The organism is Streptomyces sp. (genome assembly GCF_036524955.1).
GTDB lineage: Bacteria > Actinomycetota > Actinomycetes > Streptomycetales > Streptomycetaceae > Actinacidiphila.
The window spans coordinates 1-23,581 of the sequence record NZ_DATDBG010000303.1 but is presented as its reverse complement, the minus strand read 5'-3'; the positions used below and the strand labels follow the sequence as shown (position 1 = coordinate 23,581).

Genomic DNA, 23,581 nt, shown 5'->3' with positions numbered 1-23,581 from the left:
GAAGCCACCGGCCCGGAGCCGGGCCGCGGCGGGGGAGGACCCCGGCTGTGGGTCGGCGAACCCGGCACCCGGGCGCCCCACCTGTGGGTACGGCGGGGCGGCGCGCGGCTGTCCACCCTCGATCTGTACGAGGGCTCGCTCGTGCTGCTGACCGGCGCCCGCGGCGACGGCTGGTACCGCGCGGCCGGCCGTGCCGCCGACGGGCTCGGGGTGCCGCTCGACCGCTACCGCGTCGGCCCCGGCCCGGACGCCGACCTGCTCCCGGAGGAGGGCGCCGACTGGGCGCAGTCCCACGGCACCGCCCCGGACGGCGCGGTCCTGGTCCGCCCCGACGGCTTCGTGGCCTGGCGCGCGAAAGACGCCTCGGCCGACCCCGAGAGCGAGTTCACCGAGGTGCTGCGGCAGGTGCTCAGCCTGCGCTGACACCGTACGCGGGTACGTACGCGGGCGGGCGCCCGGGCGCGCGCGGGGCGTCCCGGCGCCGCCCGCTCACGCGTACGGCGAAACCCGAACGGGTATTCAGCCTTGAAAAGACCTGAATCCCCGACCGTACGATGGACCCATGGACGACTCAGCGCCCTCTCGCCCACGCTGGACCTTCCTGACCAACCACGCACGTGTGCTGGCCGCGATCGCCCAGAACCCCGGTATCCGGGTACGCGACATCGCCGCGAGATGCCTGCTCACCGAGCGCGCCGTCCAGAAGATCATCGCCGACCTGGAAGCGGACGGATATCTCACCCACACCCGCAACGGGCGGTCCAACCGCTACCAGATCCCGGTCGGCACCCCCCTGCGGCACCCCGCGGACGCCGGTCCGACCGTGGCCGACCTGCTGGCCGTCCTCTCCTTCCAGCGCCAGGACGGCCGGCCGGAATCCCGCTGACAGGCCCCGCCCCGACCCACTCCCGCCACACCGCCACCGCTACCACCCGGTGGCGGACCGCGCCGAAGAGTCGGCGACCGCCGGTGCGGCGGTCGCGGGACCGGTGGCGCTGATCCGCCGCCCTACCACCGGTCCGGTGCCGGGACGACCACGGGATCAGCGACGCCACACGCCCGCGCCTGACGCAGGACCTGGACCGGGGGGAGGCGGCCCTGCGCGACCGCCGAACGGCCCGGTGGGGTTTCCGGCCGCGTGCTCGGGTCATGCGTCCGGTGGGACGAGCTGTCGACCAGCGAACGAAGGAGTCCGAGATGAGTGCATCCGATGCCGAGCGCAACGCGGCTGCGCAGTTGCCGGACGGTGACGTCGTGGCGATCCTGCTGGAGCAGCACGCGCGGATCCGCGACCTGTTCGCACAGATCTCCAGCACCGGGCACGAGGCGCGCAAGCGGGCCTTCGACGAGTTGCGCGCCCTGCTGGCCGTGCACGAGGCCGCTGAGGAACTGGTCGTACGGCCGGTGGCGAAGAAGACGGCGGGGCCGCAGGAGGCGGATGCCCGTAACGCCGAGGAGCGGGAGGCCAGCAAGATCCTCAAGCAGTTGGAGGGCATGGACCTGTCCACCCCCGAGTTCGAGTCCGCGCTCGCTGATTTCGAGCGGGCGGTCAGCGAACACGCGGAGCACGAGGAACGCGACGAGTTCCCGGCGCTCCTGGCGCAGTGCACCCAGGAGCAGCGCATCAGCATGGGGGAGCGGCTGCGCAAGGCGGAACGCATGGCGCCCACCCATCCGCATCCGACCGCGACGGGCAAGCCGGCCGCACTGCGGCTGACCGGACCGTTCGCGGCAATGATGGACAAGGCCCGCGACGCGCTGGGCCGCTGACGGACGGCGTACGCCGCTGCGCGGAGCCCCCGGCCGGAGCCGTATCCGGCCGGGGGCTCCGTGCTCGATAGGGCGACGCGCGGCTACGCGGCGTGGTGGCGGCCGGGGCGCTGAGGCCGCTCTGCGGGTGTGCAGACGAAAGCGAACGGCCCGCCCACAGAATGGAACAGCCGGACCGGCAGGGGCAGGCGGAGCCAGTGGACCACGAGGGAGGCGCTGCGGGAGTGGGGGTCCGCGCGCGCGGTGATCCGGGACGCGACGTCGCGGGTCTGTGCGCTGTCGAGGAACGCGGTGATCACGCGGCGGCCGTCCCGCAGCCGGACCAGCAGTCGCTCGGGGAGTTCGACCGTCCCCAGCAGGCCCACCGCCGTACCGGCCGCCCGCAGGCACCGGATGCCCGCGGTGGCGGAGCCGGAACCGCCACCGTCGGGTGGTCGGTCGGGGCCGGGGGCGCCGCCGGGCGGACCGGCGCCCCCGGGCAGGAACAGCACCCGGGTGCCGGTCAGCGTCAGCAGGCGCTCCACCGCGGGGCTCACCGCCGTGACGGTCAGGCTGACGCCGTGCTGCTCGGCGATGGAGCGCGCCCGCAGCAGCGCGTTCAGGCCGCCGCAGTCGAAGAACGTCACCCCTGTGAGGTCCAGGTCCACCCCGTCGGGCGCCTGGCGGATGCCGTCGTGCAGAACACGGTCGAGTGTGCCGGCGCAGGCGTGGTCGATCTCGCCGGACACCGCGGCGCGGGTGTGACGGCCGGTCTCGGTGAGCCGCACGGTCAGCCGGCTGTGCAGATCGCGGATCCACCCGGTGGGGGGCGGCGCGTCGCCGGGGCCCGTGACGTCCTGGTCCTTACCGGCGTTGGGGTCTTCGAAGCTGCACATGTCGATGTTCCCTCGCGCACCGGAAAACTGTGGCCATCCCAGCCTGCGGGTGCCCATGAGATGCGTCAAGTCATACGCGAATTGGCCTTCATATTTAACAGTGCGGACCCGCTCGGCCCTCCCGACTCCAGTCGGCGGCCTCCGGCAGATCCGTAGCGCGCTCACGGATCCGGGAGTGGTGGCGCAGCCGGACGCCCTCCATGAGCCGCCGACGGGGCCGGCGGCACCGCCGGCCCGGGGGCGCGGTCGATCACGTTCACCGGGCGGGGGCCGCGGCAACGAGCCGGGGCCGGCCCGGAGCGGAACCGGGCGGTGCCTATCCGACGAGGTCCGGTCGTACGTACGCCGGCGGGACGTCCGCCAGGATCATCCGCCGGAAGGTGTCCGGGACGTCGTCCAGCGCGAGGACCTGCATCGGGTCGGCGAGGGCGGTGTCCGCGGCGGCGGCCATGAAGGCGTCGGCCGCCAGGTCGTCGGCGCCGGGGACGGGATCGGTCTCGTAGACCACCAGCACCTTCTCGCGGGCGTCGGCGACCCGGTAGCGGGTGACGTACACCCGCCGCACGGCGGTGACCTCGATCCGCGGGAGCGCCGACGCCAGCAGCGCGGGCTGCGGGTCGCCGCCGGACTTGATCCTGATGAACGCGCCCGGCGGGAAGGGCAGGCTCGCGGCGAGGACGATCTCGCGCTCGTGGGCGCCGACGTGCAGGGGCGAGGCAGCCCGCGGGTCGATGATCAGCCCGCACCCGGGCGGCAGTTGGGAGAGCAGCAGCGGCACCGGGATCTGGTGGAGCCGGTAGCCCTCGGGCAGGTCGCGCCTGATCTCCTCGGGATCGGTGTACGCGACCGCGCACGGCTCGCCCGAGACGTCGGTGAACAGCGGCTCGGGGCCGCGCTCGCCGGCGCGGACACCGATCAGCACCGTGCTGTCCGCGATACGGAAGATCAGCGGGCTGACCTCGACGGGCGGCTGCGCCTGGTCGCCGCCGGCGGACCGGCCGGGCTCGGTCACGACGCCGCCAGCGCGATGTCCGCGTCGGCGTCCGGCCACCCGTCCGGCAGCGGCGCCGTGATGCCCACGAAGTTCCGGGTGTCGCCCAGCGACATCGACGCCCGCTGCCCGCCGGGCCGGGACGCGACGACGGACAGCCCGACGGTGCCGGGGAAGCGGAACGCCGCACGCAGCCGGTCCACATGGAAGGGCCGGGCCAGGGTCAGGTCCCAGTAGCCGAAGTGCGGGTCGGTGATGTGCCAGTCCCGCACCACCTCGTTGCCCCAGCCGATCTCGGCGGCGACCACGGGGTCGAGGTGGGCGTGCGGATTGTCCTCGGTGCCGGCGGCCTCGATCCGTACCGGCTGGGCGGGGGAGTCGTTCATGCGTTTCACCTGCTCGGTGCGGTGGCGTCGGCGCCGGTCTGCGCGGTGCGGGTGACGCCGTTCACGACGGTGACCCCGCCCTCGGCGGTCCGCTGGGTGGCGCCGTTGGTCAGGATGGGCGAGCCGGGCGCGAGGTCGAAATTGTGCAGCGGGATGCGCCCGCCGCCGCCGAGGTCGGCGAATCCTCCGCTGACCGGGAGCGCGTTCCCGGCCGAGTCCACGACGGTGATGGCGCCGCTGTCGAGGTGCGCGCCGATGTCGGGAATGAAGTACTGCGGGAGCCCGCCGTCACCGAACTGCGGATTGGCGACCGCGTGCGAACCCGCCGCCGGCATGTCGGCGTTGACCTGGAGCCTCACGCCCTCGACCCGGTAGTTGTGCTGGATGAACTTGTTGAGGTCGGACGGCCCGACCTGCACGCCCCGGCTGATCCCGGCCGAGTCGCCGCCCAGCGCGGCGATCGTGCCGTCCGGCATCACGAACCCGGTGAGCTTGGGGTGCAGCGCCTCCAGTTGGGTGCCGGCCGGGATCGTGGTGTCGCGCCACAGGTCGATACCCGGATAGCCGCCGGAGCCCTGCCAGCCGCGGGCGGCCTGCGAGGGCAGCAGCCCGGCGGCGTCCCGGCCGCCGCGCCACCCCTGCGACATCTCCGAGAAGCCGTTCCTGAACGAGCCGAAGAACCCGGCGCCGTCACCGAAGCCGGCCCCGAAGCCGGTGAGCGCACCGCTGGCCCCGTACCGCAGTTCGGTCGCCATCGAGGTCAGCTTGCCCCACGCCGTGAACGGCAGCGCGCGCAGCAGGCCCGGTATGGCGGCCCGGCCCTCCCACAGCGCCTTCGCCGCGGTGCCCATGCCCTTGACCGCGCCCCAGCCCGCGCCCAGCACATGGGCGCCGGCGCCGAGCAGGCCGCCCGCCTGGAAGGCGGTCTTCAGCTCGGCGAGCGTGGTCAGGCCCTTGGTCATCGGGATGCAGCTCAGGGCCGCCAGCGCCACATCCCACAACGAGGCCTGCCCTTGCGTGTACTTGTAGAGGGTGTCGGCCAGGACCAGCAGCGCCGCGGCGAAGACGATCCACGCGATCGGACCGCCGACGATCAGCGCGATGATGCCGCCGACGGCGACCACCACCTTGGCGACGACGATCAGGCCGTGCCAGACCTTCGCGGCCAGATCGCCGAGCTTGTGCCAGAACGAGTCCGGCGGGATGCCCGCGTCCGTCGCGTCGTGCAGCCTCCTGCTCGCGGTGCCGGCCGCGGTCTCGCGCAGCTCCGCGGCCTGACCGGCCAGTTTCTTCGCCGCTTCCAACTGCGCCTGCGGGCCACTGAGCTGGGACTTCAGCGAGTCGACCTGGCTTTGCGCGGCCGTGTGCCGACGGGCCTGCTCCTTGACCTGCTCGGGGTCGGGCGGCTGCGGCGAACCCGCGGACCGGTCCAGCGCGGACAGCGTGCCGGTGGCGGTCGAGAGCTGCCGGTGCAGCGACTGCACCCGGTCGTACACCTCCCGCGCCTGGGCGAGCGCGCGGTCGGCCTGGCCCTGCGCGTGGTCCAGGTCGGTGGCGTACGTGTCCAGCGCGTCGGCGGCCATGTGGTGCGACTCGGCCACCTTGTCGAGCTGCCCGGGGAACTTCCCGATGGCGTCCTTGAAGACGTCCCCGGCTGCGCCGATCCACGACATGGTGGCCTGATCGCCCGCCAGGGATCGTACGTTGCGGGCCGCGCCCTCCGCGGTGTCGGCCAGGTCGCGGGTACGTCGTACCAGTTCGCGCAGCCGCTGCACGTCGCCCGGCGTCGGGTCATTGTGCAGGTCCAGCACGTGCCAGTCGGTGGGACGGCTCATCTCAGACACCCTCCACCAGGTCGGCGGCACGCCAGAGGCGGAAGGTGCCGGTGATCGCGTCGAACACGTCCAGGAGGGCGGGCGCCACCTCGATCGCGGGGCTGCTGCAGGTGACGACGGCCACCCGGTTGATGTCGGGCAGGGGTACGTACGTCTGCATCGTCACTACGCGCACCGATCGGTTCAGTCCCACCCCGGAGCCGGCCTCCGGGTCCTCGACGTCCTCGACGCCGAACGTGCGCGCGGCGGTTCCGGCCTCCGGCAGCTCCACGGTGGTGACCTCGGTCCACGGGTCGCCCTCGGCTTTGGCGACCTTGGTCGTCAGCGTCGTCATGAGCGGGGAGAGCCGGTCCTCGGCGTCGCTGCTCGCGTCCACCGGGCCGGGCAGGAAGGAGACGGTGACACAGGCCGGCAGCAGCCCGTCGGCCACCGGCTCGGCCATCACCGCGCAGTACACCGCACCCGCGTCCCATGCGGCGGCGGCCTGGTTGCGTATCAGCCGCACGATGTCCGCGCGGCGCTCGCGCAGTTCGGGCAGGTCGGTGATGCGCCGGTTCACCAGCTCGGCGGCGGAGACGGCCCGAGTCGCCGGGCGGACATCCACCTCGAACCAACTCCCGGGCACGCGCAGCGAGTAGCCGACCCCTGTGTCGAGCCGCGGCCCGGAGCCCGCCGCGCTCACCGCTGGCCCTGCGTCTGCGTGCCGGCGGTGATCTGACGGGCGAGATCCTCGTCCACCTTGGTGTACGCCTTCACCGCCTCGGTGACCATGGACGCCAGGCTCTCCGCTGTGTTCTGCACGTGCTTGCGGCCGTCCCGCCAGTGCTTCTCGAAGTGGTGCATGGCGTCCCGCACGCTTGCGTGACCGTAGTCGGAGTCGTAGGAGTCGATCGTGGAGTGGCTTTCCTCCAGCCCCTGCTTCACGGTGTTGAGCTGACCGCCGAACGTCTCCAGCGCGAGCAGGTCGTACCCCAGATCCGGCATCAGCCGCTCCGTCCCTTCCTGTGACCGCCTTCCATCGATCCGACAGCTTGCCACAGTCGGCCGGACGTCCCCCATGGGTGGGTCGGCCTGAGGGTTCGTCTGTCCGGTGTGTCGGTTCCGCATGTCGGTCCGGTACGTCTGTTCGGCCGGCCGTGACACCGCCGCCGCTACCGCCGGCGGTCCGCGCGTGGTCGGCGAGCGCTTCGTCCATGGCCCGCCGGCCGACGCCGGCGAGTACCGGGTTGGTGACGCGGTGATGCGGGGCGGTGAGCCAGGAGCACGGTGCCCAGCCGGGCCCGCGCGCCCACGTCGCGTCGTCCGCTCCGGCCGCCGTGCGGAACAGGCCGCGGGTGTCCAAGGACACCAGTGCCCAGGCGGCCGTCATGTCGCATGCGGGGTCGCCGACACCCACGCCGCCGAAGTCGATGAGGCGTGGCGCCGGCCCTGCCGGCCAGCAGGCTGCCCGGCAGGAGGTCGCTATGAGGTGGGACCCCGGGGACACCGGGTGGCGCGATCCGCCGAGCCCTACCCCAGGGGCAGGTGGGCCACAGCGGCGTGCACCCGCTGAGCCGTGGCCGCCGGTGCCGGGTACCCTGCCGCGTCCGGTGGGCCGGCGACGGCTTGCCGTGCGTGCCGGCCGGGCCGAGCAGCAGGCCGCCCATCAGCCGCCGACCCCCGGTGTGCGGCGGTTCGGCGCGGTGGCGGTGTGCGTTCACGCATCGGCCCTCCGGGCCCTGCCCTTCCGTACGCCCTCTTTTCGGCGCGCCGGAAGAGAACACCGGGCACGGTCCCGGCCGGCCCCGGTCGGGGAGGGCGACCCCCGCGGCCGGCCCGACCGTGCCCGGCATCCGTCGCGTCAGCCCTCCCCCGGCCCGCCGTCCTCGTGCCCCGCGGTGATCTGCGCGACCAGCCCTGCCGTGTCGAACACGTTCCAGTCCTGTACGACCTTGCCGTCGCCGATCTCCCAGATCACGATTCCGGTGGCGGTGATCGACCGACCCGAGGCGGGGACACCCCGGAACGGCCCGGTGTGGCGCGCGGTGGTGGTGTAGTGGGTCACCACGTAGGGCCCGTCGGTCAGGATCAGGTCCAGCTCGACCCCGATGTCCGAGAAGGCGCTGTGCACCGCCGCAACGCTGCGCCGCGGGCCGGCCGGGCCGACCTTCTTGCCGTTGAGGACGAAGTCCTCGGCGAAGACCTCCTCGGCGAAGCCCGTGTCGCCGCCGGCCCACCCGCGGCTGAACCAGCGCTCGGCCAGTTCCCTGTGATCCGACATTCCGGTTCCCCCGTTCCTACTTGGTCCCGGTGACGACCACGAAGGTGCCGAACATCAGGAACCGGCCCTCCGCGTCCCGCCGCTCGATCTCCGCTCCCCACGCCCGCGCCTGCTGGGCAGGGACGACGCCCCGGGCTTCGGCCGCGGCGGCGGCCTTGCCGATCAGGGTCAGGGAATCGGCCGCGGCGAGCGAGGTGAGCACCACCGGTTGCAGGCGCACCCCCACCTCCCGGGCCCCGGCCCGTACGAACAGGTCACGCAATCGGCGGGCCACCCACGGGTTGGGCACGTGATCGCTCCACCAGGTCATGATCCGCCGGGTCAGCTCCCTGTCGTCGAGGTCCGGCGCCCACATGCCGTGGTCGGGGTCGGTGACCAGCACCTGCCCACCGGGCTTCACCACCCGCAGCATCTCCGCGACGGCCGCCCCCGGGTCCGGGACGTGCTGGATGACCCGCTCGGCACGCGCCACGTCGAACGTGCCGTCGGCGAACGGCAACGCGTCGGCCTCGCCGTGCAGGAACTCGACCGGGGCACTGTCCGGACCGGCCGGCTGCGCCCTGGAGATCTGCTGCTCGCTGGAGTCCAGACCCACCACCCGGCCGCCGGGACCCACCCGGGCCGCCAGTGCCCGGACGTCGGCGCCGGTGCCGCAGCCCACGTCGAGCACATGGCTGCCGGCACCGGCCCGGAGCATCGCGTCGAGTTCTTTCTTGGCCGCCGCCAGTTCGATGGCGGCCTGGTCCAGGAATTCCTTCGCGGCGTCGGCGTCGGCCCAGATGTCGGCGGGCTTCAACTGGTCGGTTCCTGCTGTCATCAATCGGCTCCCAGAGATGCGTCCACGAATCCGTCTGCCATGGGGCTGGAATCCGCTCCGCACGCGACCGTCCGCGCTGCAACACGCCGACAACGCTCCGACGGAACGCCAGCCGAAGACACTTCGACGGTAGGGGCAGCCGATAAAGGCAGGAGAAAGCACGGCATCGGCCGGCGGCGACACGCGGGCGCCGCGGCGGTCGGGTTCGCGTTGAACCCGACGATGCCGGTGCCCTATTGTTGGATAGTTCGCTAAGCAATTGCCTGGAGAGCGACAGGTCAGGTCGAACGGTCCGGCCGGGCCACGCCGCCCGCCCGGGGGGAAGGGTCACGATGCACGCACACACCCCGCCCGCGAGCGACGACTCCGGGCACCCCACCTCGATCCTGGTAGTGGGCGGAACCCCGGCCGACCGCAGCGGGGTCGCGTCGATTCTCGATCAGGAAGACGGCTTCACCGTGCTCGGGCACGGCCCCCAAACGGGTGACTTAGGACCGCTCATCAGCGACGAACGACCGCATGTGGTGGTCGTCCTCGGGGACACGGACCCGCTCCCGACCATTCGCGCCCTGACGGCCGGCACCCCCGTACCCCGGGTGCTCGTCGTCTCACCCGCACGGCAGCGCGCCCGCGCCGCGGAACTCCGGCCGCGCATGCGCGGGATCACGCGGATCGCGGGGATCACCGTCAACCTGACCGACATGGCCACTCTGGTACCCGCCATCCGGCTGCTCCGGTCCGGCTACCAGGTCTGCTCGCACTCCGCGGCCGACGACAGCCCCTCCGGCGCGGTGCGGACGCCGCACGCCTGGGAGCACATCGGCAAGCTGACCGGGCGGGAGATCGAGGTGGTCCACCTGATGCTCCGCGGCTGGAGCAACGCGGAGATCGCCGAGGCGCTGACGCTGAGCGGAGCCACCGTCAAGAGCCATGTGCACAGCCTGATGAGCAAGCTGGAGCTCCGCAACCGCATCGACGTGATCACCACGGCCTACACCACGGGCTTCGTCCGCCCACGCTGAGACACGACGAAAGGACAGCGCGACCATGCCCCAAGCCACCCGCCCCCCGGTTTCCCCGACCTTGAAGGTCCGCAACATGATCATGGAGATGTTCCACGGCATCGGCCTGCCCGTGGGCCCGGTGCGACTCCTCAAGGTCAAGGGCCGGGTCTCCGGGAAGGAGCACACCAACCCCGTCGCGCCGGTGCAGATCGACGGCACCCTCTACATCCTCCAGGCGTTCCCCCACTCCGACTGGGTGAAGAACGTACGGGCGGCCGGCGAGGGCACTCTCGTACGTGGCCGGAGGGCCCAGCACGTGCGGCTGGTCGAGGTACCGCCGGAGGAACGCGGGCCCATCGTCCGCGCGTTCCCCGGACAGGTTCCGATGGGCGTCGGCATCTTCGTCCAGAACGGCGTGGTCGAGGACAAGTCGCCGGAGAGCTTCGAGAAGGCCGCCCCCAACATCCCGGTCTTCCGCGTCATCCCGGCATGAGCGGACGGCGGAAGACCCGGGCCGCCCCATCGGCGCTCCGGGTCTCCCGCCTCCCGCCTCCTGACCTCACGGCCTCACAGGAGGGTCACTCCGACGACCGCCGCGGCGAAGCCCGCCAGCGCGATCCACGTACGGCGGCGGTTGGAGCGCGCCCAGCGGTCACGTGTCATGGCCCAGGTGCCCGGCAACCGGTCGGTCTCCCAGGTGTCGATGGACCGGTTGATACGGACATTGGAGAGTTCCGAGACGAGCGCGACACCGATCAGCCCGGCCTCGGCGACGGCGAAGGCCACCCTCGCCTGCGCGCCGGGCGCGAAGACGATCAGGGCCAGCCCGGCGCCCAGCGCGACCTTGTTGACGGTGGGCATCAGCGGGTCGAATCGCGGATCGAGCAGCCGGTGGACCTGTACGTAGCGTTCCCCCGGCAGATCGGCCAGCATCGGCACCACCGCGATCTCGACCGCCACCAGCACTCCCGCCAGGGCTCCGGCCAGCAGCAGCAGGAGAGCTGCCAGTGCGTCGATCACCATGGGACATCGTTCCTTCCGGAGCTCGGTTTTCGGCAGTGGTAAACGGAACGGGGTGGCCTTCGGGCTCAGTGGTCGAAGTTCATCATCAGTCGGTACGTCCCCTTTTTGGCGAAGGTCCCGAAGACCGCCCACATGAACGCGTCCCTGGCCCGGCACGCCAAGGGGCCGCTCAACTTGCCGAGTTCACCGATGCGGTACGCGCCCCGCACCATCGCGTCGACCCGCTCGCGGCGGACCCTCTCGTACGCCGCGAGCCCCGCCCCGACGTCCGGCCCCTCGGCCAGCAGCCCGGAGAGCACGACGCCGTCCTCGATGGCCTGCCCGGCGCCCTGGCTCAGGTTCAGCGTCATGGGATGCGCCGCGTCCCCGACCAGCACCACCCGGCCGTGCCCCCAGGCCGGTTCACGGTCCGGCGGCCGGTCGGCGATGTCGATGGGCAGGATCGCCTCGTCCCTGGTCGCGGCGAGGATCTGCGGGACGGGACCGGGCCAGTCGTCGTACGTCTCGCACATCACCGCCCGTTTGTCCTTGCGGAACATGTCGAACGCGGCGCTGGCCCGGTCGGAGGTGATCGCGTCCCAGTAGACCTCCTGTTCGTTGAGCCGGCAGTAGAGGAACCGCAGGCCACCGCGCCCCCACAGGTTGAAGAACGTGCCGCTCGGCACCACGTCCTCGCCCGGGAGTTCGGCGATCGCCTGCCACGCGGTGTAGCCCGCGTACCGGGGCGCCATGTCGTGGCCGCGGCGCAGGGTGCTGCGGACCGCGGACCTCATGCCGTCGGCGCCGACCAGCACGTCGGCCCGGTCGGTGCTGCCGTCCGCGAACCGTACCGTCACCCCGTCGGCGTCCTGCTCGAAGCCCACGCACTGGGCGCCCATCACCACCGCGTCACCGGCCTCCTCCAGCAGCAGTGCGTTGAGGTCGGAGCGGCGCAGTGCCACGGCCGGCGCACCGATCCGCCGGGATTCGGGGGCGATCGCCCAGCGGGCCAGCCGGCGCCCGCGGTCGGAACGGAACTCGTGGAAGACGATCTCCGAACCCACCTTGCTCACCTGCTCGTCGAGCGCGAGCTTGCGCAGGGCGACGAACACGTTGTGCCACAGCATGAACCCGCCCCCGGTCAGCAGCCGGCTGGGCTCGGTCCTGCGCTCGTACACCCTGACGTCGACTCCGGCCTGGCGCAGGCCGATGGCCGTGGTCAGGCCCCCGATCCCGGCGCCGATCACGGCGGCTTTCTGGATGGGCACGAGGACTCCTACTCGGCCGGGGAAGCGGCGGGGCTGGGGTCGTACGACTCCAGCGTCGCGCGCACCTCGTAGATGCTGCGCCGGAAACTGTCCGCCCAGTACGGGTACATGGCGGCTGACTGGCGCATGTGCTCCGGGTCGTCTGCCCAGGCCCGGAACAGCTTCTCGGACTCCCACTCGGCGATCAGCGAGTACCGGGTGCCGTCCGCGCTGTCGCGCAGCAGGATGTCGCGCACATGGCCGGGAGTGCCGCGGACCTTGGTGGTGACCTCCAGATACGCCTGCTCGAAGGCGTCGCGGTCCTCGGGTTTGATGGTGGCTGTCATGACGACGCGGATGCTCATGACTGTACGGTCCCTTCCCTGGGCACGGGGGCAGCGGTGACGTGTGCCACCACCTCGAAGAGGCTCTTCGTCGCCGACTCGCGGAGCCGTTCGAGAATTTCGGACAGTGCCTGCCGGTCCAGACTTTTCTGATAGACCGTCAGGTCCTCGCGGCTCGCCCAGTCCGCCGTGATGGTGTAATGGAGCGGAGCCCGGGGATCGCGCAGCATGGTCTGCGGCCCGGCCCCCGGGTAGCGGCTGGCCACCGCGGCGGCGCTCTGCCACGCGTGCTCGAACTCCGCCGCGCAGCCCTCACGGACCCGCATCTCCAGCACGGTGCGGATCACAGCGCCCCCCAGCCGTCGCGGCCGTGCCCGGTGAACGCCCGCCATGTCGGCCGGGCCGGTACCCGGGCCTCGCGGGCCGGCCCGCCGGCCGCGCCGAGAGCGGCGGCGAGCACCGTCAGCAGCGCTGCCGTCTCCCGCGGATCGGGGGCGCCGCGCACCACCCGTACGAGTCCGCAGGCGTCGGCCGGGGCCCCCGTCACGCGTTCCACGAGTAGAACTCCTTCGCCATCGCGTCGCGCGGACCGCGCCACGTCATGGGGTCGTACGCGGCGATGTGCGGTTTCAGCCGCTCGTTGACGTCCCGGAAGAGGGGGTGACCGCGCATGCCGTCGATGCGCTCGCCGATCCCGTCCTCGGAGCCGATCAACTGGAAGTACAGTCCGTGGAACTGGAAGAGCCGGCGGTGCTTGACGCCGACGAGGTGCGGTAGTTCGGTGGCGTCGGAATCGGCCCAGATGCCGGAGACGTGTTCGCTGTCCTCGGGGGCCATGCGGGCGACGATGAGCGTGTACTGCATGGGACTCCTTTCATGCTGACGTCGTAGGTGGCACGGCGTGCGCCCGGCCCGGTCAGGTCGCCGCCCGGGCCCGCTCCTGCACCCGGCTGCGGATCAGGGCGAGCTGCACCGAAGAGTTGACGCTGATGTTCGCCGTCATCCACGCGGTGTCCACCGGTGCCTGCGACTTCATCGCGAACTCCTGCTCCCAGCACAGCTCGACACCGCCGCCGTCGGCCTCGCGGTAGGTCCACACGATGTTCATGAACTCGAAGGGCCCGGTCTCCACCCGGCGCGCGCGTACCGTGCCGGACTCCCGGTCCGCGGTCCGCTCCGACACCCAGCTCCACACCGTGCCGTTGTCGTCGGGGTGCATCACGAGCCGGAAGGTCACCGTGTCCCCGGTGGACGTCAGGATCTCGGCCGCCGCGTACTCGCTGAACAAATCGGGCCAGGCGGCGACATCGTTGGTCTGCTCCCAGACCTCGTCGAACGGCGCGTCGATGACGATGGCCTGCTCGGTCCGCCCGGCCGTCATCCGCCCGGTCGCGATGAGCCGGCCGTACACCGCGAACAGCAGCTCAGCCGGGGTGCGGGCGGCCTCCGCGTCGCTGTCCGGCTCCAGTCCGAACCGCAGCTCCAGCGCGGACAGGATACCGAGCACACCCAGCGAGTCGATGGCCAGCGAGTCGAAGGTCACCGAGGGGGTGAGAAGGTGCTCCGCGGTGATCCCCACGCCCGAGGCGCCGTTGATCAGCTCGGTGTACGCGTCAAGGGTGATCGTGGTGGCGGTCACGGGTGGTACCTCTTTCCTGATCGTTTGTCCTGAAGGGCGCGGACGACGACGGCCGCGTTGAAGCCCTCGAAGCCGCGGGCCAGTACGAGCACGGTGCGGACCGGCGCCTCACGCGTCTCGCGTACGACGTCCAGCGCGCAGCCGGGGGCGAGTTCGGTGAGAGCGGGCGTGCCGGGAATGACGGAGTCGCGGATGGACAGCAGGGCCATCGCCACATCCAGCGGCGCTCCGCCCGACTGCAGCCGGCCCACCAGGCATTTCGGCACGGTCACCGGCACCTGGTACGCGCCGAACACCGCGCTGATCGCCTCCGCCTCGGCGCGGTCCGCCTCCGGCAGCCCCAGACCGTCGGCGAAGACCAGGTCGATCTCGGACGGCTGGACCCGCGCGTCGGCCAGCGCCAGCGCGATCGCCCGGCGGAGCCCCGGCTCCCGTCCCGAGCCGGGCGGCGGGTCGAACGTCGCCGCGTAACCAGCGAGTTCGCCGTAACCGTGCCCGGCGCCGCGGGCCCGCCAGGTTTCCTCGCGCTCGACGATGAAGATCGCCCCGCCCTCGCCGGCCACGTACCCGGCAGCGGAGGCGTCGAAGGGCTGGTAGGCCCGAGCCGGGTCCCGGCGCACCGACATCTGCCGGGCGGAGGCGTGACAGGCCAGCGCGTACGGGCTCAGCGGCGCGTCGGTGCCGCCGCTGACCACGACCGATGCGTCGTCCGCCAGCGCCCTGCGGGTCTGGCCCAGCGCGTCGAGGCCGCCGGCCTGCTCACCCACCAGCACCCCGCACGCGCCCTTCATCCCGTGCCGGATGGAGATCTGACCGGTCGTCGCCGCGTAGAACCAGGCGATCGACTGGTACGGGCCGACGAAGCGGGAACCCTTGCTCCACAGCTTCTGGATCTCGCGCTGCCCGAACTCGTTGCCACCCGATGACGTCGCCGTGATCACCGACATGTCGTACGGATCGAGTGCCGCGCGGTCGAGTGCCGCGTCCAGCAGCGCCCGCTCCGCGGCCACCAGACCCAGCTGCGTCCAGCGGTCGGTCTGCACCAGCAGCCGCCCCTCGACCAGCTCCGGGCCGACCATGCCGCGGATCTGCCCGGCCAGGCGCACCGGATACCCGGACGCGTCGAACGTCTCCACCGGGCGGATCCCGCTGACGCCGCCCAGCGTCGATTCCCAGAACTGCTCGGTGGTGGAGCCGTTGGGAGCTATGACGGACATCCCGCTGAACACGGTGCGGCGATCGTCTGCCATCGCGTCACTTCCTGGTCGTCAGGCCGGGGCGGGCGAGCAGCATCGCCGACTGGAACCCGCCGAACCCGCTGCCCACACTCAGCACGACGTCGTTGACGTTCTTCCGTGCGCAGACCGGTACGTAGTCGAGGTCCAGCGCGGGGTCCGGGTGGTGCAGATTGGCCGTCGGCGGCACCACGTTGTTCTCGATCGCCAGCGCGCAGGCGGCGACCTCCAGCGCGCCGATGGCCCCCAGCGAATGCCCGATCATCGACTTGATGGAGCTGACGGGTACGCCGTACGCCGCCCGGCCCAGGGACTCCTTGAGCGCGGCCGTCTCGTGGCGGTCGTTCTGCATCGTCCCCGAGCCGTGCGCGTTGACGTAACTGATCATGTCGGGGGTGAGGCCGGCCCGCCGCATCGCGATCGTGATCGCCTCCGCCATGTCCAGCCCGTCGGGCTTGAGACCGGTCATGTGGAAGGCGTTGCTGCGCTGCGCGAACCCGACGATGTCGGCGTACGCGTGCGCGCCCCGGCGGGCGGCGTGCCGCCGGCTCTCCAGCACCAGGACGGCGGCGCCCTCGCCGAGCACGAACCCGTCCCGGTCCCGGTCGAACGGGCGGGAGGCACAGGCCGCGTTCTCGTTGCTGCGCGACGTGGCTCCGATGGCGTCGAAGCAGGCAACGGTGATGGGTGAGATCGGGGCGTCGGTCGCCCCGGCGATCACCACGTCGGCCGAGCCCTCGGAGATGAGCTGCACACCGTGCGCCACCGCGTCCAGGCCCGAGGTGCAGCCGGTGGAGATCACCGTCGCCGGCCCCTCCGCACCCGCGGCCCACGCCACCTCCACCGCGATCGTGCTGGGCACCAGCGCCCGGTAGAGGTGCTCGCTGGCGAGCTGCGGGGAGACCTCCCACTGCGCGCCCACGTCGCTGACGACCACGTACTCGTCCTCCAGCCGCGTGGTGCAGCCGACGGCGCTGCCGACGCTGACGCCGACCCGCCCCGGATCCACCTGGCCCGGCTCGAGACCGGCGTCCGCCATCGCCTCCCGGCCGGCCACCACCGCGAACTGGGCGCAGCGGTCCATCCGGTCGATCTCCGCCGGGCTCAGCCCCGCGGCGGCGGCGTCGAAGTCGACCTCGGCCGCGATACGCGACCGGAAACCGGTCGGATCGAACAGGGTGATGCCGCGGGTCGCGGTCCGGCCCGCGGCCAGCGTCTCCCAGTACGCCTCCCGGCCCACGCCGCCCGGCGCGACGACGCCGACCCCGGTGACCACCGCCCCCCAGTCGCTCATCGGGGTTCCCCCGCCGGCGCGAGGTCCGGGTGCGGCAGCCGTTCGGTGTCCACGTGGCCCAGGTCCGGCCGGGGGGCCAGCGGCCCCAGGTGGTACACCAGCTCCGCGGGCTCCGGGCCGGTGTTCTCCAACCTGTGCCGGACGTCGATGGGCACCAGCAGGCCCTCCCGGGCGGCCAGCTCGACGGGTTCCCCGTCGAGCAGGATGGTGATGCGCCCGGAGAGCAGCAGCACGAACTCCTCGGAGTACGGGTGGTAGTGCTCGCTGATGAACTCGCCGGGCTCAAGCCGGGCCAGGCCCATGAACCCGCTGGTGGCGCCCACGTTCGCGGGCCCGAGCAGGGTACGCAGCGTGCCGCCGCGGTGCCGGTTGACAGGCACGTCCCCGACGGCGATCTTGCGGATCTGCGGCCGGGTGCGGCCGGCGGTCTCGTCGTTCGTCATTGGAAGGGTGGCTCCTCACTACGTCGTTCGGTCGGATCACAGCGGCGAGTTGCCGTGTTTGCGCTGGGGCAGCACAGCGCGCTTGGAGCGGAGCATCTCCAGGCCGGCGTGGATCGCCGACCGGGTGTCGCGCGGATCGATGACGTCGTCCACCAGGCCGCGCTCGGCCCCGTAATAGGGGTGCATCAGGGCGTGCCGGTACTGTTCGATCAGCATCTGCCTGGTCTTCAGCGGGTCCTCGGCGTCGAGGATCCGCCGCCGGTGGATCACCTGGGCCGCGGCCTCGGCGCCCATCACCGCCACTTCGTTGCCGGGCCAGGCGAAAGAGAGGTCGGCGCCGATCGAGCGGGAGTCCATGACGATGTACGCGCCGCCGTAGGCCTTGCGCATCAGCACCTGGATGCGGGGGACCGTGGCCTCGCAGTACGCGTACAGCAGCTTGGCCCCGTTGCGGATGATGCCGCCCTGCTCCTGGTCGACACCGGGCAGGAAGCCCGGCACGTCCACCAGGGTCACCAGCGGGATGTTGAAGCTGTCGCAGAACCTGATGAACCTGGCCGCCTTCTGGGAGGCCTCGATGTCCAGCACACCCGCCAGCGCCATCGGCTGGTTGGCGACCAGGCCGACCACCTGCCCGCCGATCCGGGACAGGCCGACGACGACGTTTCCCGCCCAGGCCGGCTGGAGTTCGAGGAACTCGCCGTGGTCGACGATCTCCTCGATCACCCGGCGCACGTCGTAGGGCTGGCTGGGGGAGGTGGGGACGATGTCGAGCAGCGCCTCGCAGGACCGGTCGACCGGGTCGTCAGCGGGCCACTCCGGTGGGAACTCCCGGTTGTTGGCGGGCAGGAAGGACAGCAGATGCCGCAGCGTCTCGAACGCCTCGTCCTCGTCGTCGTGGACGAAGGTCGCCTGGCCGGACCTGGCGTGGACGTCCGCGCCGCCGAGACCTTCGATGTCGATCTCCTCGCCCGTCACGGCCTTGATCACATCCGGTCCGGTGACGTACATGCTCGCCGTCCTCCGGACGACCAGGACGAAGTCGGTGAGCGCCGGCGAGTAGGCGGCGCCGCCCGCGCACGGCCCGAGGATCACACTGATCTGCGGGATGACCCCGGACGCCCGGACGTTGCGGCGGAAGATGCCGCCGTAGCCCGCGAGCGCCATGACTCCTTCCTGGATACGGGCCCCGGCACCGTCGTTGAGGCCGACCAGCGGGGCGCCGGAGCTCTCCGCCAGGTCCATCACCTTGTGGATCTTGGCCGCGTGGGCCTCGCCGAGGGACCCGCCGAAGATCCCGAAGTCATGGGCGTAGACGAAGACCTTGCGGCCGTCGACGGTGCCCCAGCCGGTGATGACACCGTCGGTGTAGGGCCGCCGGTCGCCCATGCCGAAGTCCGTCGCACGGTGCCGGCGCAGCATCTCCAGTTCGGTGAAGGACCCCGCGTCCAGCAGGCGCGTGACGCGCTCCCGCGCCGTCAGCTTGCCCAGCCGGTGCTGCCGGGCGGCGGCCTCCTGGTTGAGACCCTCCACCGCCCGGTGCTTGATGACGGCGAGTTCCGCCGTACGGTCGCGCAGCCCTTCGGCCGGCAGGCCGGCCGGGCTCGCGTCCGGTCCCGTGAACACCCCCTTCACCGCAGCGCCCCCAGCGTGACGTTTTCCGTCCGACACGCACTCACGCTCCCTTCCCCTGGCAGCTCCACCGCACCCGACCGCCGCCGGACGTTCCCGTTCCTGATCCGGCCCTGATCCGGCCCTGACCGTTGTCGGCCGTCCGGGTGCACATCGAAAGTCTGCGGACATACGGAAAAGCTCCGATGAGGCCGACGCAAAGCCGGAGTACAGCGGCGGTTTTCAGGACTGGTGCGGTCGCCGCGTTAGCGTTTCTTATCGTGCGCTTTATCAGGTGCCCCGATGCTTGTGCCAACCGAATCCGAGGAGAGTGGGATATGACGGTGACGCAAGGGCGGGTTGTCGCGCTCGACGGCGTCAAACCCATCAAGTGGGCCGGAGAGACAGGACGCTGGCTACTGCGGGGCGAGGAGACCGGCGGTCTCTACTCATTTTTCGAAGTGACCACCCCGCCCGGGGGAGGCCCACCGCTGCACATTCACGAGGACGTCGACGAATCCTTCTACGTCATCGACGGCGAATACGAGATCGAACTCGACGGCGAGAAGCACAAAGCGCCCCCCGGAACCCTCGTGTACGGGCCGCGGGGGGTGGGCCACGCCTTCGTCAACACGTGGCACAGGCCGAGCAAGATGCTGTGCATCGCGACGCCGGGCGGTGTCGAGTCGTGGTTCGAGCAGTTGGGACAACTCCTCGACGGTCAGGGGCCGCCCGACTGGGACCGGATGCAGGCGCTCGCGAAGCAGCACCACGTCATCGGGCTGCGCCCGCAAGGGGGTCCGCCCGGTCGGCGGCCCGGAGGGGGGCCCGGCGCGCGGCCGGGAGGTGGGCCGCCGGGCGGGTCCGACGGTGGGCTCGCTCCCAGCGCCAAGGGCCTGGAAACCGCCCGTGGCGCCGGCCCCGGGCAGGGCTGATGGCGCGCCATGCCTATCGGAGCGCGCTCGTCACCGGCGCGTCCAGCGGTATCGGCGCCGAGTTCGCAGAGCAGCTGGCCCGCGGGGGCGCCGATCTGACGCTGGTCGCGCGTCGTGAACACCGGCTCAAACAGCTCGCGACCCGGCTCGCCGACCAGTACGGCGTTGCCGTCGACGTTCTCACCCTGGACCTCGCCGACACATCGGATCTGGAGATCGCCGCCGAGCGGGTCGCCGACCGCGGTCAGCCGATCGAGCTGCTCGTCAACTGCGCGGGCCTCGGCTCCGCCGGATACTTCAGTGAACTGCCGCTGGAGCGCGAGACCGCCCAGATCAGAGTCAACGTGACGGCTCCGGTGGTGCTGGCCCATGCCGCACTGGGACGGATGCGGGAGCGCCGGCACGGCGGAATCCTCAACGTCTCGTCCATCGTCTCCGGGCTGCCGATGCCCAAGTCGGCGGTGTACGGCGCCTCCAAGGCATTCCTCGGTGCGTTCGGCGAGAGCCTGTTCATGGAGGCGCGGGGCAGCGGGGTGCATGTCACCACGGTGCGGACCGGGCTGGTCCACACCGAGTTCCACGACGCGGCCGGCCTGGACACGGCCGGCCTGCCCCGACTGGCCTGGCTGGAGCCGCGGCAGGTCGTCACCCCCTCGCTGCACGCCGTTGCCAAGGGCCGCCCCTTCGTCACCCCCGGGATCATGAACCGGCCTCAGCCGTTCTTCCTCGGAGCGCTGCCCCGCCGGGTACTACAGGCCATGGTGCGGCGCATGTACCGCGTGTGAGGCTGCCGCTGGGGCTGCGGGACCGTCGCTGCACAGAATGGTCCCGGCCGGGTTCATCAGCCTGAGCTCATGGGCGAAGATGATCAGGCAGAGGCGGTTGCGCAGCCCCAACTTCCGCATGAGGCGCTGCACATGGGACCGTACGGTGTTCCTGCTCAGCCAGAGCGCCTCCGCGATCTCCGCGTTGTTCCGGCCGGCACCGACGAGTTTGAGAACCTCCAGTTCACGTGGGGTCAGCCGGTTCAGCGCGGCCCGCGCGTCGTGGTGCGTCGTCCCGTCCAGGATCGTGTGGGCGTCTGGCAGTCGCTCGTCATTGAGCATCTTCTCCGGCACGACGACGCACTGCCGGGCGACCAGGGCGGCGCAGTCCACCAACTCACGGTCGGTGGCGGAGTTCAGCACGATGCCGCGGGCGCCGAGCCACAACGCGCTCATCAGCTCTTCGAAGGGCTCGTCCACCACCAGTAGCAATGGTGGCCGGGCGGTCGCGGCGCGCGAAGTGATCCGCCGGGTCACCTCGAACTCGTTCCGGTCCGCGGCCACCATGACGACATCGGCGGCCTGCTGGTGTTTTCGGTCATGGGGCAGGACAGCGAAATCCTTGATTCGGGAAATTCGTCGCTCCAGCGCGTTTCGAATCCCGTCGTTCGCGCCCATGACGAGTACGGACAGCAACGTCCCCCCTGATGTTCAACCGCCGCTCACACGCGCACGGATACCGGGCATTTCCAGTCGGGGCAGAACCGCTATGGTGCCGGCCCACTCCGCGCGGAAGCCGTATGCCATGATTTCCTCCCGGTGGGTGGGGTTTTCCGATTGAACGGTCTACTCCCTGAAAGGGAGCGGCTTGAGCCACGGGGCGGATGTGCGGCTCGACAGGCTGCCGGCCCGCCGGTCCCGCACACCCGCCCCGCGACGTGAACCTCGGCCGACGAGCGTCAGGTCAGGCCGGCTTGCGTCCCACGACCGCTGTGGCATGCGCGGGCAGTTTCAGCACCTCTTCGACCTGGAGCCCGGCCTCTTCCATCCAACCGCGGCAGTCGGCGGGCGTGTACTCGTTTCCGGCCGGGGACTGCACCATCATGATGAGGCTGAGCAGCAGGTTGTCCACAACCCTGCGCTCGTCGTCGATCATCGGGTCGTAGACCACCACCGCACCGCCAGGGGGGATCGCCTCGGCTGCCTGCGCGATCAGGTCCCGCCGGATCTCGACCGGGCAGTCGTGCAGTACGTTCCCGAAGATCACCACATCGGCGCCGGGGATCCTGTCGACGAAGAAGTCGCCGCCGTGGAAGGTCATCCGGTCCAGGACGCCCCGGTCCTCGGCCAGTTCCTCCAGGAACGGGCCCATGACCGGACGGTCGAAGACCCCCCCGGCGAGGTGCGGGTGCGCGAGCAGCAGAGTGCCTGCCAGGTTCCCCCGGGCGCCGCCGATGTCCACGAAGGAGCTGTGCCGCGACCAGTCGAACCGCCGCGCGAGTTCCGGGCCGATCGCCCCGTTGAGGCTGTCCATGGCCGAGAGGAACTGGCGCAGCCGCTCGGGGTCACGGAAGACCTGCTCGAAGGGGACCGTGCCGGCGTCCTGCCCATGGGGGTCGCCGGTGCGCAGCATCGACGCCAGGCTCCCCCAGCCCGTGCCCATGAACTGCGTGGTCATGGCGAGGAATCCGCCGACGAAGCCGTGCCGGCCGGGGATGAGGTGACGGTCTGCCGCCGGCCCGTTTCGGTAGACGTCGCCGTCACGCTCCAGCACGCCGAGAGCGGCCAGCGCGTCCAGGAAGTCCCGGGCACCGCGCGGGTGCAGCCCCAGCCGTTGGGTGATCTGCTCCGCGGTCCCGGGGGCCTTGCCCAGTTCCTCGAACACGCCGAGTTCCAGGGCGCTCATCAGTAGGTTGCCGCGCACGAACGACCAGCCGACCAGCAGGATGTCGAAGGGGTCGTCAATGGGCCGGGGCACGCTCACCGGCTGTGTCCAGGTGTCGTTGTCGGTAGTCAACACTCTCTCCTTCTCCGCTGTGGATCACGCTGTCCACATGCGGACGTTGTCGAGGGCCGCCGGGTCGGAGTCCAGGACCACCTGGTGGACCAGGCGGAGGTCCTCGCCCGGCTCGATGCCGAGTTCGTCGATGAGGCACTCACGGGCGCTGCGGTAGACCTGGAGTGCGTCCCCGCTCCGTCCGGAGAGGAAGAGGGCGATCATCAGGAGTGCGCGCAGGTGCTCGTTGAACGGGTACCTGGCGACCAGCCCGCGGAGCTGGGCGATCGCCTCGCCCCGGCTTCCGGCCAGCCGCACTTCGAGCGATATCCGCCCTACCTCGACTCCCATCCAGGACTCCTCCAGCCTGGACGTGACGCTCTGTATCAGCGTGCCCTCACGAAGGTCGACGAGCGGGGCACTGCGCCAGAGATGCGCGGCGGCCCGGTAGTGGAAAAGCGCCGTTTCGAGATCCTGACGGTCGTGCGCGACCCGGGCGAGTTCCCGGTGGCGGTCGAATTCGACGACGTCCAGCATTCCGTCGTCGATGGTCAGGTAATAGCCGGGCGGCTCGCCGATCAGGGCCGGGCTTCCCGGAGTTCTGCTGCTCATCAGCATCTTGCGCAGCTGTGAAATGTAGACGCGCAATGCCTGGAGGGCAGTGCGCGGCGGTCCGTCGGGCCAAAGCTCGTCAATGAGTGATTCGACGGACAGGACGGTGTGATGGTGCAACAGGAGAGACGCCAGCAGGACGCGCTGCTTGTGAGCCTGCGGCGTCAGGATGCGGTCCCCGTCGTGCACCTGTAACTGCCCCAGCAGCTTGAAGCGCATGGCCACGATTCCCCCTCCTCCCGCCCTTCACTGATGCGATGCTGGTTTGTGTTGGTCCCGACTTTCCCGGTGGTTTGGTTTTCCACCACTTCCCCTTAGTCGTAGCCCAAGAGGCATCGAGGACGCATTGTGGAGTAAATCATATTTACGACCTCACTGTGTGTCCTACAATGCCACTGAGCACAAAACTACCAGGATGGCGGAGCGCGCAAATCAACCCGCGGGACGAATTCCCCGGTCAAGCGGCCCCGTAAAGGCATCCCCGCAATGCGCACCACGTGAGCGGGGCGCCGCGGCAGTCG

Annotated in this window: 28 protein-coding genes and 1 pseudogene; 7 read left to right on the top strand and 22 right to left on the bottom strand. The window is 71.2% G+C overall.

All coding sequences use genetic code 11. From position 1 onward, the window contains the following. The 3 genes and pseudogenes from VIW71_RS23925 to VIW71_RS23915 all read left to right on the top strand — a co-directional run. A pseudogene (locus tag VIW71_RS23925) lies at positions 1 to 423 on the top strand (monooxygenase); the annotation flags it as partial. A 139-nt stretch (positions 424 to 562) separates the two neighbouring features. Beyond that, positions 563 to 886 carry a helix-turn-helix transcriptional regulator gene (locus tag VIW71_RS23920; protein WP_331624636.1) on the top strand — a complete coding sequence of 108 codons (324 nt, stop codon included), beginning with the start codon at positions 563 to 565 and terminating at the stop codon, positions 884 to 886. Positions 887 to 1,197: 311 nt separating this feature from the next. Continuing rightward, positions 1,198 to 1,770, top strand: a complete 573-nt coding sequence (locus VIW71_RS23915; protein WP_331624635.1) for a hemerythrin domain-containing protein — start codon at positions 1,198 to 1,200, stop codon at positions 1,768 to 1,770. Positions 1,771 to 1,853: 83 nt separating this feature from the next. Here VIW71_RS23915 and VIW71_RS23910 read toward each other — a convergent pair whose 3' ends face one another. From VIW71_RS23910 to VIW71_RS23875, 8 genes are all read right to left on the bottom strand, one after another. Next, positions 1,854 to 2,645 carry an STAS domain-containing protein gene (locus tag VIW71_RS23910; RefSeq protein WP_331624634.1) on the bottom strand — a complete coding sequence of 264 codons (792 nt, stop codon included), beginning with the start codon at positions 2,643 to 2,645 and terminating at the stop codon, positions 1,854 to 1,856. Positions 2,646 to 2,961: 316 nt separating this feature from the next. Further along, the gene (locus VIW71_RS23905; protein ID WP_331624633.1) at positions 2,962 to 3,657 is read right to left on the bottom strand and encodes a hypothetical protein; all 696 of its coding nucleotides are present in this window, start codon (positions 3,655 to 3,657) and stop codon (positions 2,962 to 2,964) included. Further along, the gene (locus tag VIW71_RS23900; protein WP_331624632.1) at positions 3,654 to 4,022 is read right to left on the bottom strand and encodes a hypothetical protein; all 369 of its coding nucleotides are present in this window, start codon (positions 4,020 to 4,022) and stop codon (positions 3,654 to 3,656) included. The genes VIW71_RS23905 and VIW71_RS23900 overlap by 4 nt, the downstream gene beginning before the upstream one ends. Positions 4,023 to 4,027: 5 nt before the next feature. Beyond that, a complete protein-coding gene (locus VIW71_RS23895; RefSeq protein ID WP_331624631.1) occupies positions 4,028 to 5,857 on the bottom strand; it encodes a WXG100 family type VII secretion target in 1,830 nt (609 codons plus the stop codon). A 1-nt stretch (position 5,858) separates the two neighbouring features. Then, positions 5,859 to 6,539, bottom strand: a complete 681-nt coding sequence (locus tag VIW71_RS23890) for a hypothetical protein (protein ID WP_331624630.1) — start codon at positions 6,537 to 6,539, stop codon at positions 5,859 to 5,861. After that, positions 6,536 to 6,841: a DUF6507 family protein gene (locus VIW71_RS23885; protein ID WP_331624629.1), complete on the bottom strand. Its 306-nt coding sequence runs from the start codon at positions 6,839 to 6,841 to the stop codon at positions 6,536 to 6,538. The genes VIW71_RS23890 and VIW71_RS23885 overlap by 4 nt, the downstream gene beginning before the upstream one ends. 856 nt (positions 6,842 to 7,697) lie before the next feature. Next, positions 7,698 to 8,117, bottom strand: a complete 420-nt coding sequence (locus tag VIW71_RS23880) for an ester cyclase (protein ID WP_331624628.1) — start codon at positions 8,115 to 8,117, stop codon at positions 7,698 to 7,700. Positions 8,118 to 8,133: 16 nt separating this feature from the next. Beyond that, complete coding sequence (locus VIW71_RS23875) at positions 8,134 to 8,934, bottom strand: methyltransferase domain-containing protein (protein WP_331624627.1); 801 nt, start codon at positions 8,932 to 8,934, stop codon at positions 8,134 to 8,136. A gap of 332 nt (positions 8,935 to 9,266) precedes the next feature. Between VIW71_RS23875 and VIW71_RS23870 the strand changes: the two genes are divergently transcribed. Further along, positions 9,267 to 9,956 (top strand): helix-turn-helix transcriptional regulator, encoded by a 690-nt coding sequence (locus VIW71_RS23870; RefSeq protein WP_331624626.1) that lies wholly within the window; start codon positions 9,267 to 9,269, stop codon positions 9,954 to 9,956. 25 nt (positions 9,957 to 9,981) lie between these two features. Continuing rightward, positions 9,982 to 10,431 (top strand): nitroreductase/quinone reductase family protein, encoded by a 450-nt coding sequence (locus VIW71_RS23865; protein ID WP_331624625.1) that lies wholly within the window; start codon positions 9,982 to 9,984, stop codon positions 10,429 to 10,431. 74 nt (positions 10,432 to 10,505) lie between these two features. On the opposite strand, the gene VIW71_RS23860 is transcribed toward VIW71_RS23865, so the two are convergent. From VIW71_RS23860 to VIW71_RS23810, 11 genes are all read right to left on the bottom strand, one after another. After that, positions 10,506 to 10,961 (bottom strand): DUF1772 domain-containing protein, encoded by a 456-nt coding sequence (locus tag VIW71_RS23860; RefSeq protein WP_331624624.1) that lies wholly within the window; start codon positions 10,959 to 10,961, stop codon positions 10,506 to 10,508. A 65-nt stretch (positions 10,962 to 11,026) separates the two neighbouring features. Beyond that, on the bottom strand, positions 11,027 to 12,208 hold the full coding sequence (locus VIW71_RS23855; RefSeq protein ID WP_331624623.1) for an FAD-dependent monooxygenase: 1,182 nt from the start codon (positions 12,206 to 12,208) through the stop codon (positions 11,027 to 11,029). A gap of 8 nt (positions 12,209 to 12,216) precedes the next feature. Continuing rightward, positions 12,217 to 12,552: an antibiotic biosynthesis monooxygenase family protein gene (locus VIW71_RS23850; protein ID WP_331624622.1), complete on the bottom strand. Its 336-nt coding sequence runs from the start codon at positions 12,550 to 12,552 to the stop codon at positions 12,217 to 12,219. Next, positions 12,549 to 12,878, bottom strand: a complete 330-nt coding sequence (locus VIW71_RS23845) for an antibiotic biosynthesis monooxygenase family protein (protein WP_331624621.1) — start codon at positions 12,876 to 12,878, stop codon at positions 12,549 to 12,551. The genes VIW71_RS23850 and VIW71_RS23845 overlap by 4 nt, the downstream gene beginning before the upstream one ends. Then, a complete protein-coding gene (locus VIW71_RS23840) occupies positions 12,875 to 13,087 on the bottom strand; it encodes an acyl-CoA carboxylase epsilon subunit (RefSeq protein WP_331624620.1) in 213 nt (70 codons plus the stop codon). Before VIW71_RS23840 ends, VIW71_RS23845 begins: the two co-directional genes overlap by 4 nt. After that, on the bottom strand, positions 13,075 to 13,395 hold the full coding sequence (locus VIW71_RS23835) for a TcmI family type II polyketide cyclase (RefSeq protein WP_331624619.1): 321 nt from the start codon (positions 13,393 to 13,395) through the stop codon (positions 13,075 to 13,077). Before VIW71_RS23835 ends, VIW71_RS23840 begins: the two co-directional genes overlap by 13 nt. 52 nt (positions 13,396 to 13,447) lie before the next feature. Next, on the bottom strand, positions 13,448 to 13,912 hold the full coding sequence (locus tag VIW71_RS23830) for an SRPBCC family protein (RefSeq protein WP_331624638.1): 465 nt from the start codon (positions 13,910 to 13,912) through the stop codon (positions 13,448 to 13,450). A gap of 254 nt (positions 13,913 to 14,166) precedes the next feature. Then, a complete protein-coding gene (locus VIW71_RS23825; protein ID WP_331624618.1) occupies positions 14,167 to 15,420 on the bottom strand; it encodes a ketosynthase chain-length factor in 1,254 nt (417 codons plus the stop codon). A gap of 4 nt (positions 15,421 to 15,424) precedes the next feature. Beyond that, positions 15,425 to 16,699: a beta-ketoacyl-[acyl-carrier-protein] synthase family protein gene (locus tag VIW71_RS23820; protein WP_331624617.1), complete on the bottom strand. Its 1,275-nt coding sequence runs from the start codon at positions 16,697 to 16,699 to the stop codon at positions 15,425 to 15,427. Beyond that, positions 16,696 to 17,142, bottom strand: coding sequence for a cupin domain-containing protein (locus tag VIW71_RS23815; RefSeq protein WP_331624616.1), 447 nt, complete (start codon positions 17,140 to 17,142; stop codon positions 16,696 to 16,698). The genes VIW71_RS23820 and VIW71_RS23815 overlap by 4 nt, the downstream gene beginning before the upstream one ends. Positions 17,143 to 17,178: 36 nt before the next feature. After that, positions 17,179 to 18,768 carry an acyl-CoA carboxylase subunit beta gene (locus VIW71_RS23810; protein WP_331624615.1) on the bottom strand — a complete coding sequence of 530 codons (1,590 nt, stop codon included), beginning with the start codon at positions 18,766 to 18,768 and terminating at the stop codon, positions 17,179 to 17,181. Positions 18,769 to 19,091: 323 nt separating this feature from the next. Between VIW71_RS23810 and VIW71_RS23805 the strand changes: the two genes are divergently transcribed. Further along, the gene (locus VIW71_RS23805) at positions 19,092 to 19,688 is read left to right on the top strand and encodes a cupin domain-containing protein (protein WP_331624613.1); all 597 of its coding nucleotides are present in this window, start codon (positions 19,092 to 19,094) and stop codon (positions 19,686 to 19,688) included. Then, positions 19,688 to 20,473, top strand: coding sequence for an SDR family NAD(P)-dependent oxidoreductase (locus tag VIW71_RS23800; RefSeq protein WP_331624612.1), 786 nt, complete (start codon positions 19,688 to 19,690; stop codon positions 20,471 to 20,473). Before VIW71_RS23805 ends, VIW71_RS23800 begins: the two co-directional genes overlap by 1 nt. On the opposite strand, the gene VIW71_RS23795 is transcribed toward VIW71_RS23800, so the two are convergent. From VIW71_RS23795 to VIW71_RS23785, 3 genes are all read right to left on the bottom strand, one after another. Continuing rightward, entirely contained in the window at positions 20,438 to 21,130 is a 693-nt protein-coding gene (locus VIW71_RS23795) for a response regulator transcription factor (RefSeq protein WP_331624611.1), read from the bottom strand. The genes VIW71_RS23800 and VIW71_RS23795 overlap by 36 nt on opposite strands. A gap of 286 nt (positions 21,131 to 21,416) precedes the next feature. Next, the gene (locus VIW71_RS23790) at positions 21,417 to 22,469 is read right to left on the bottom strand and encodes a methyltransferase (RefSeq protein ID WP_331624610.1); all 1,053 of its coding nucleotides are present in this window, start codon (positions 22,467 to 22,469) and stop codon (positions 21,417 to 21,419) included. Positions 22,470 to 22,493: 24 nt separating this feature from the next. After that, complete coding sequence (locus VIW71_RS23785) at positions 22,494 to 23,279, bottom strand: AfsR/SARP family transcriptional regulator (protein WP_331624637.1); 786 nt, start codon at positions 23,277 to 23,279, stop codon at positions 22,494 to 22,496. Positions 23,280 to 23,581: the final 302 nt, after the last annotated feature.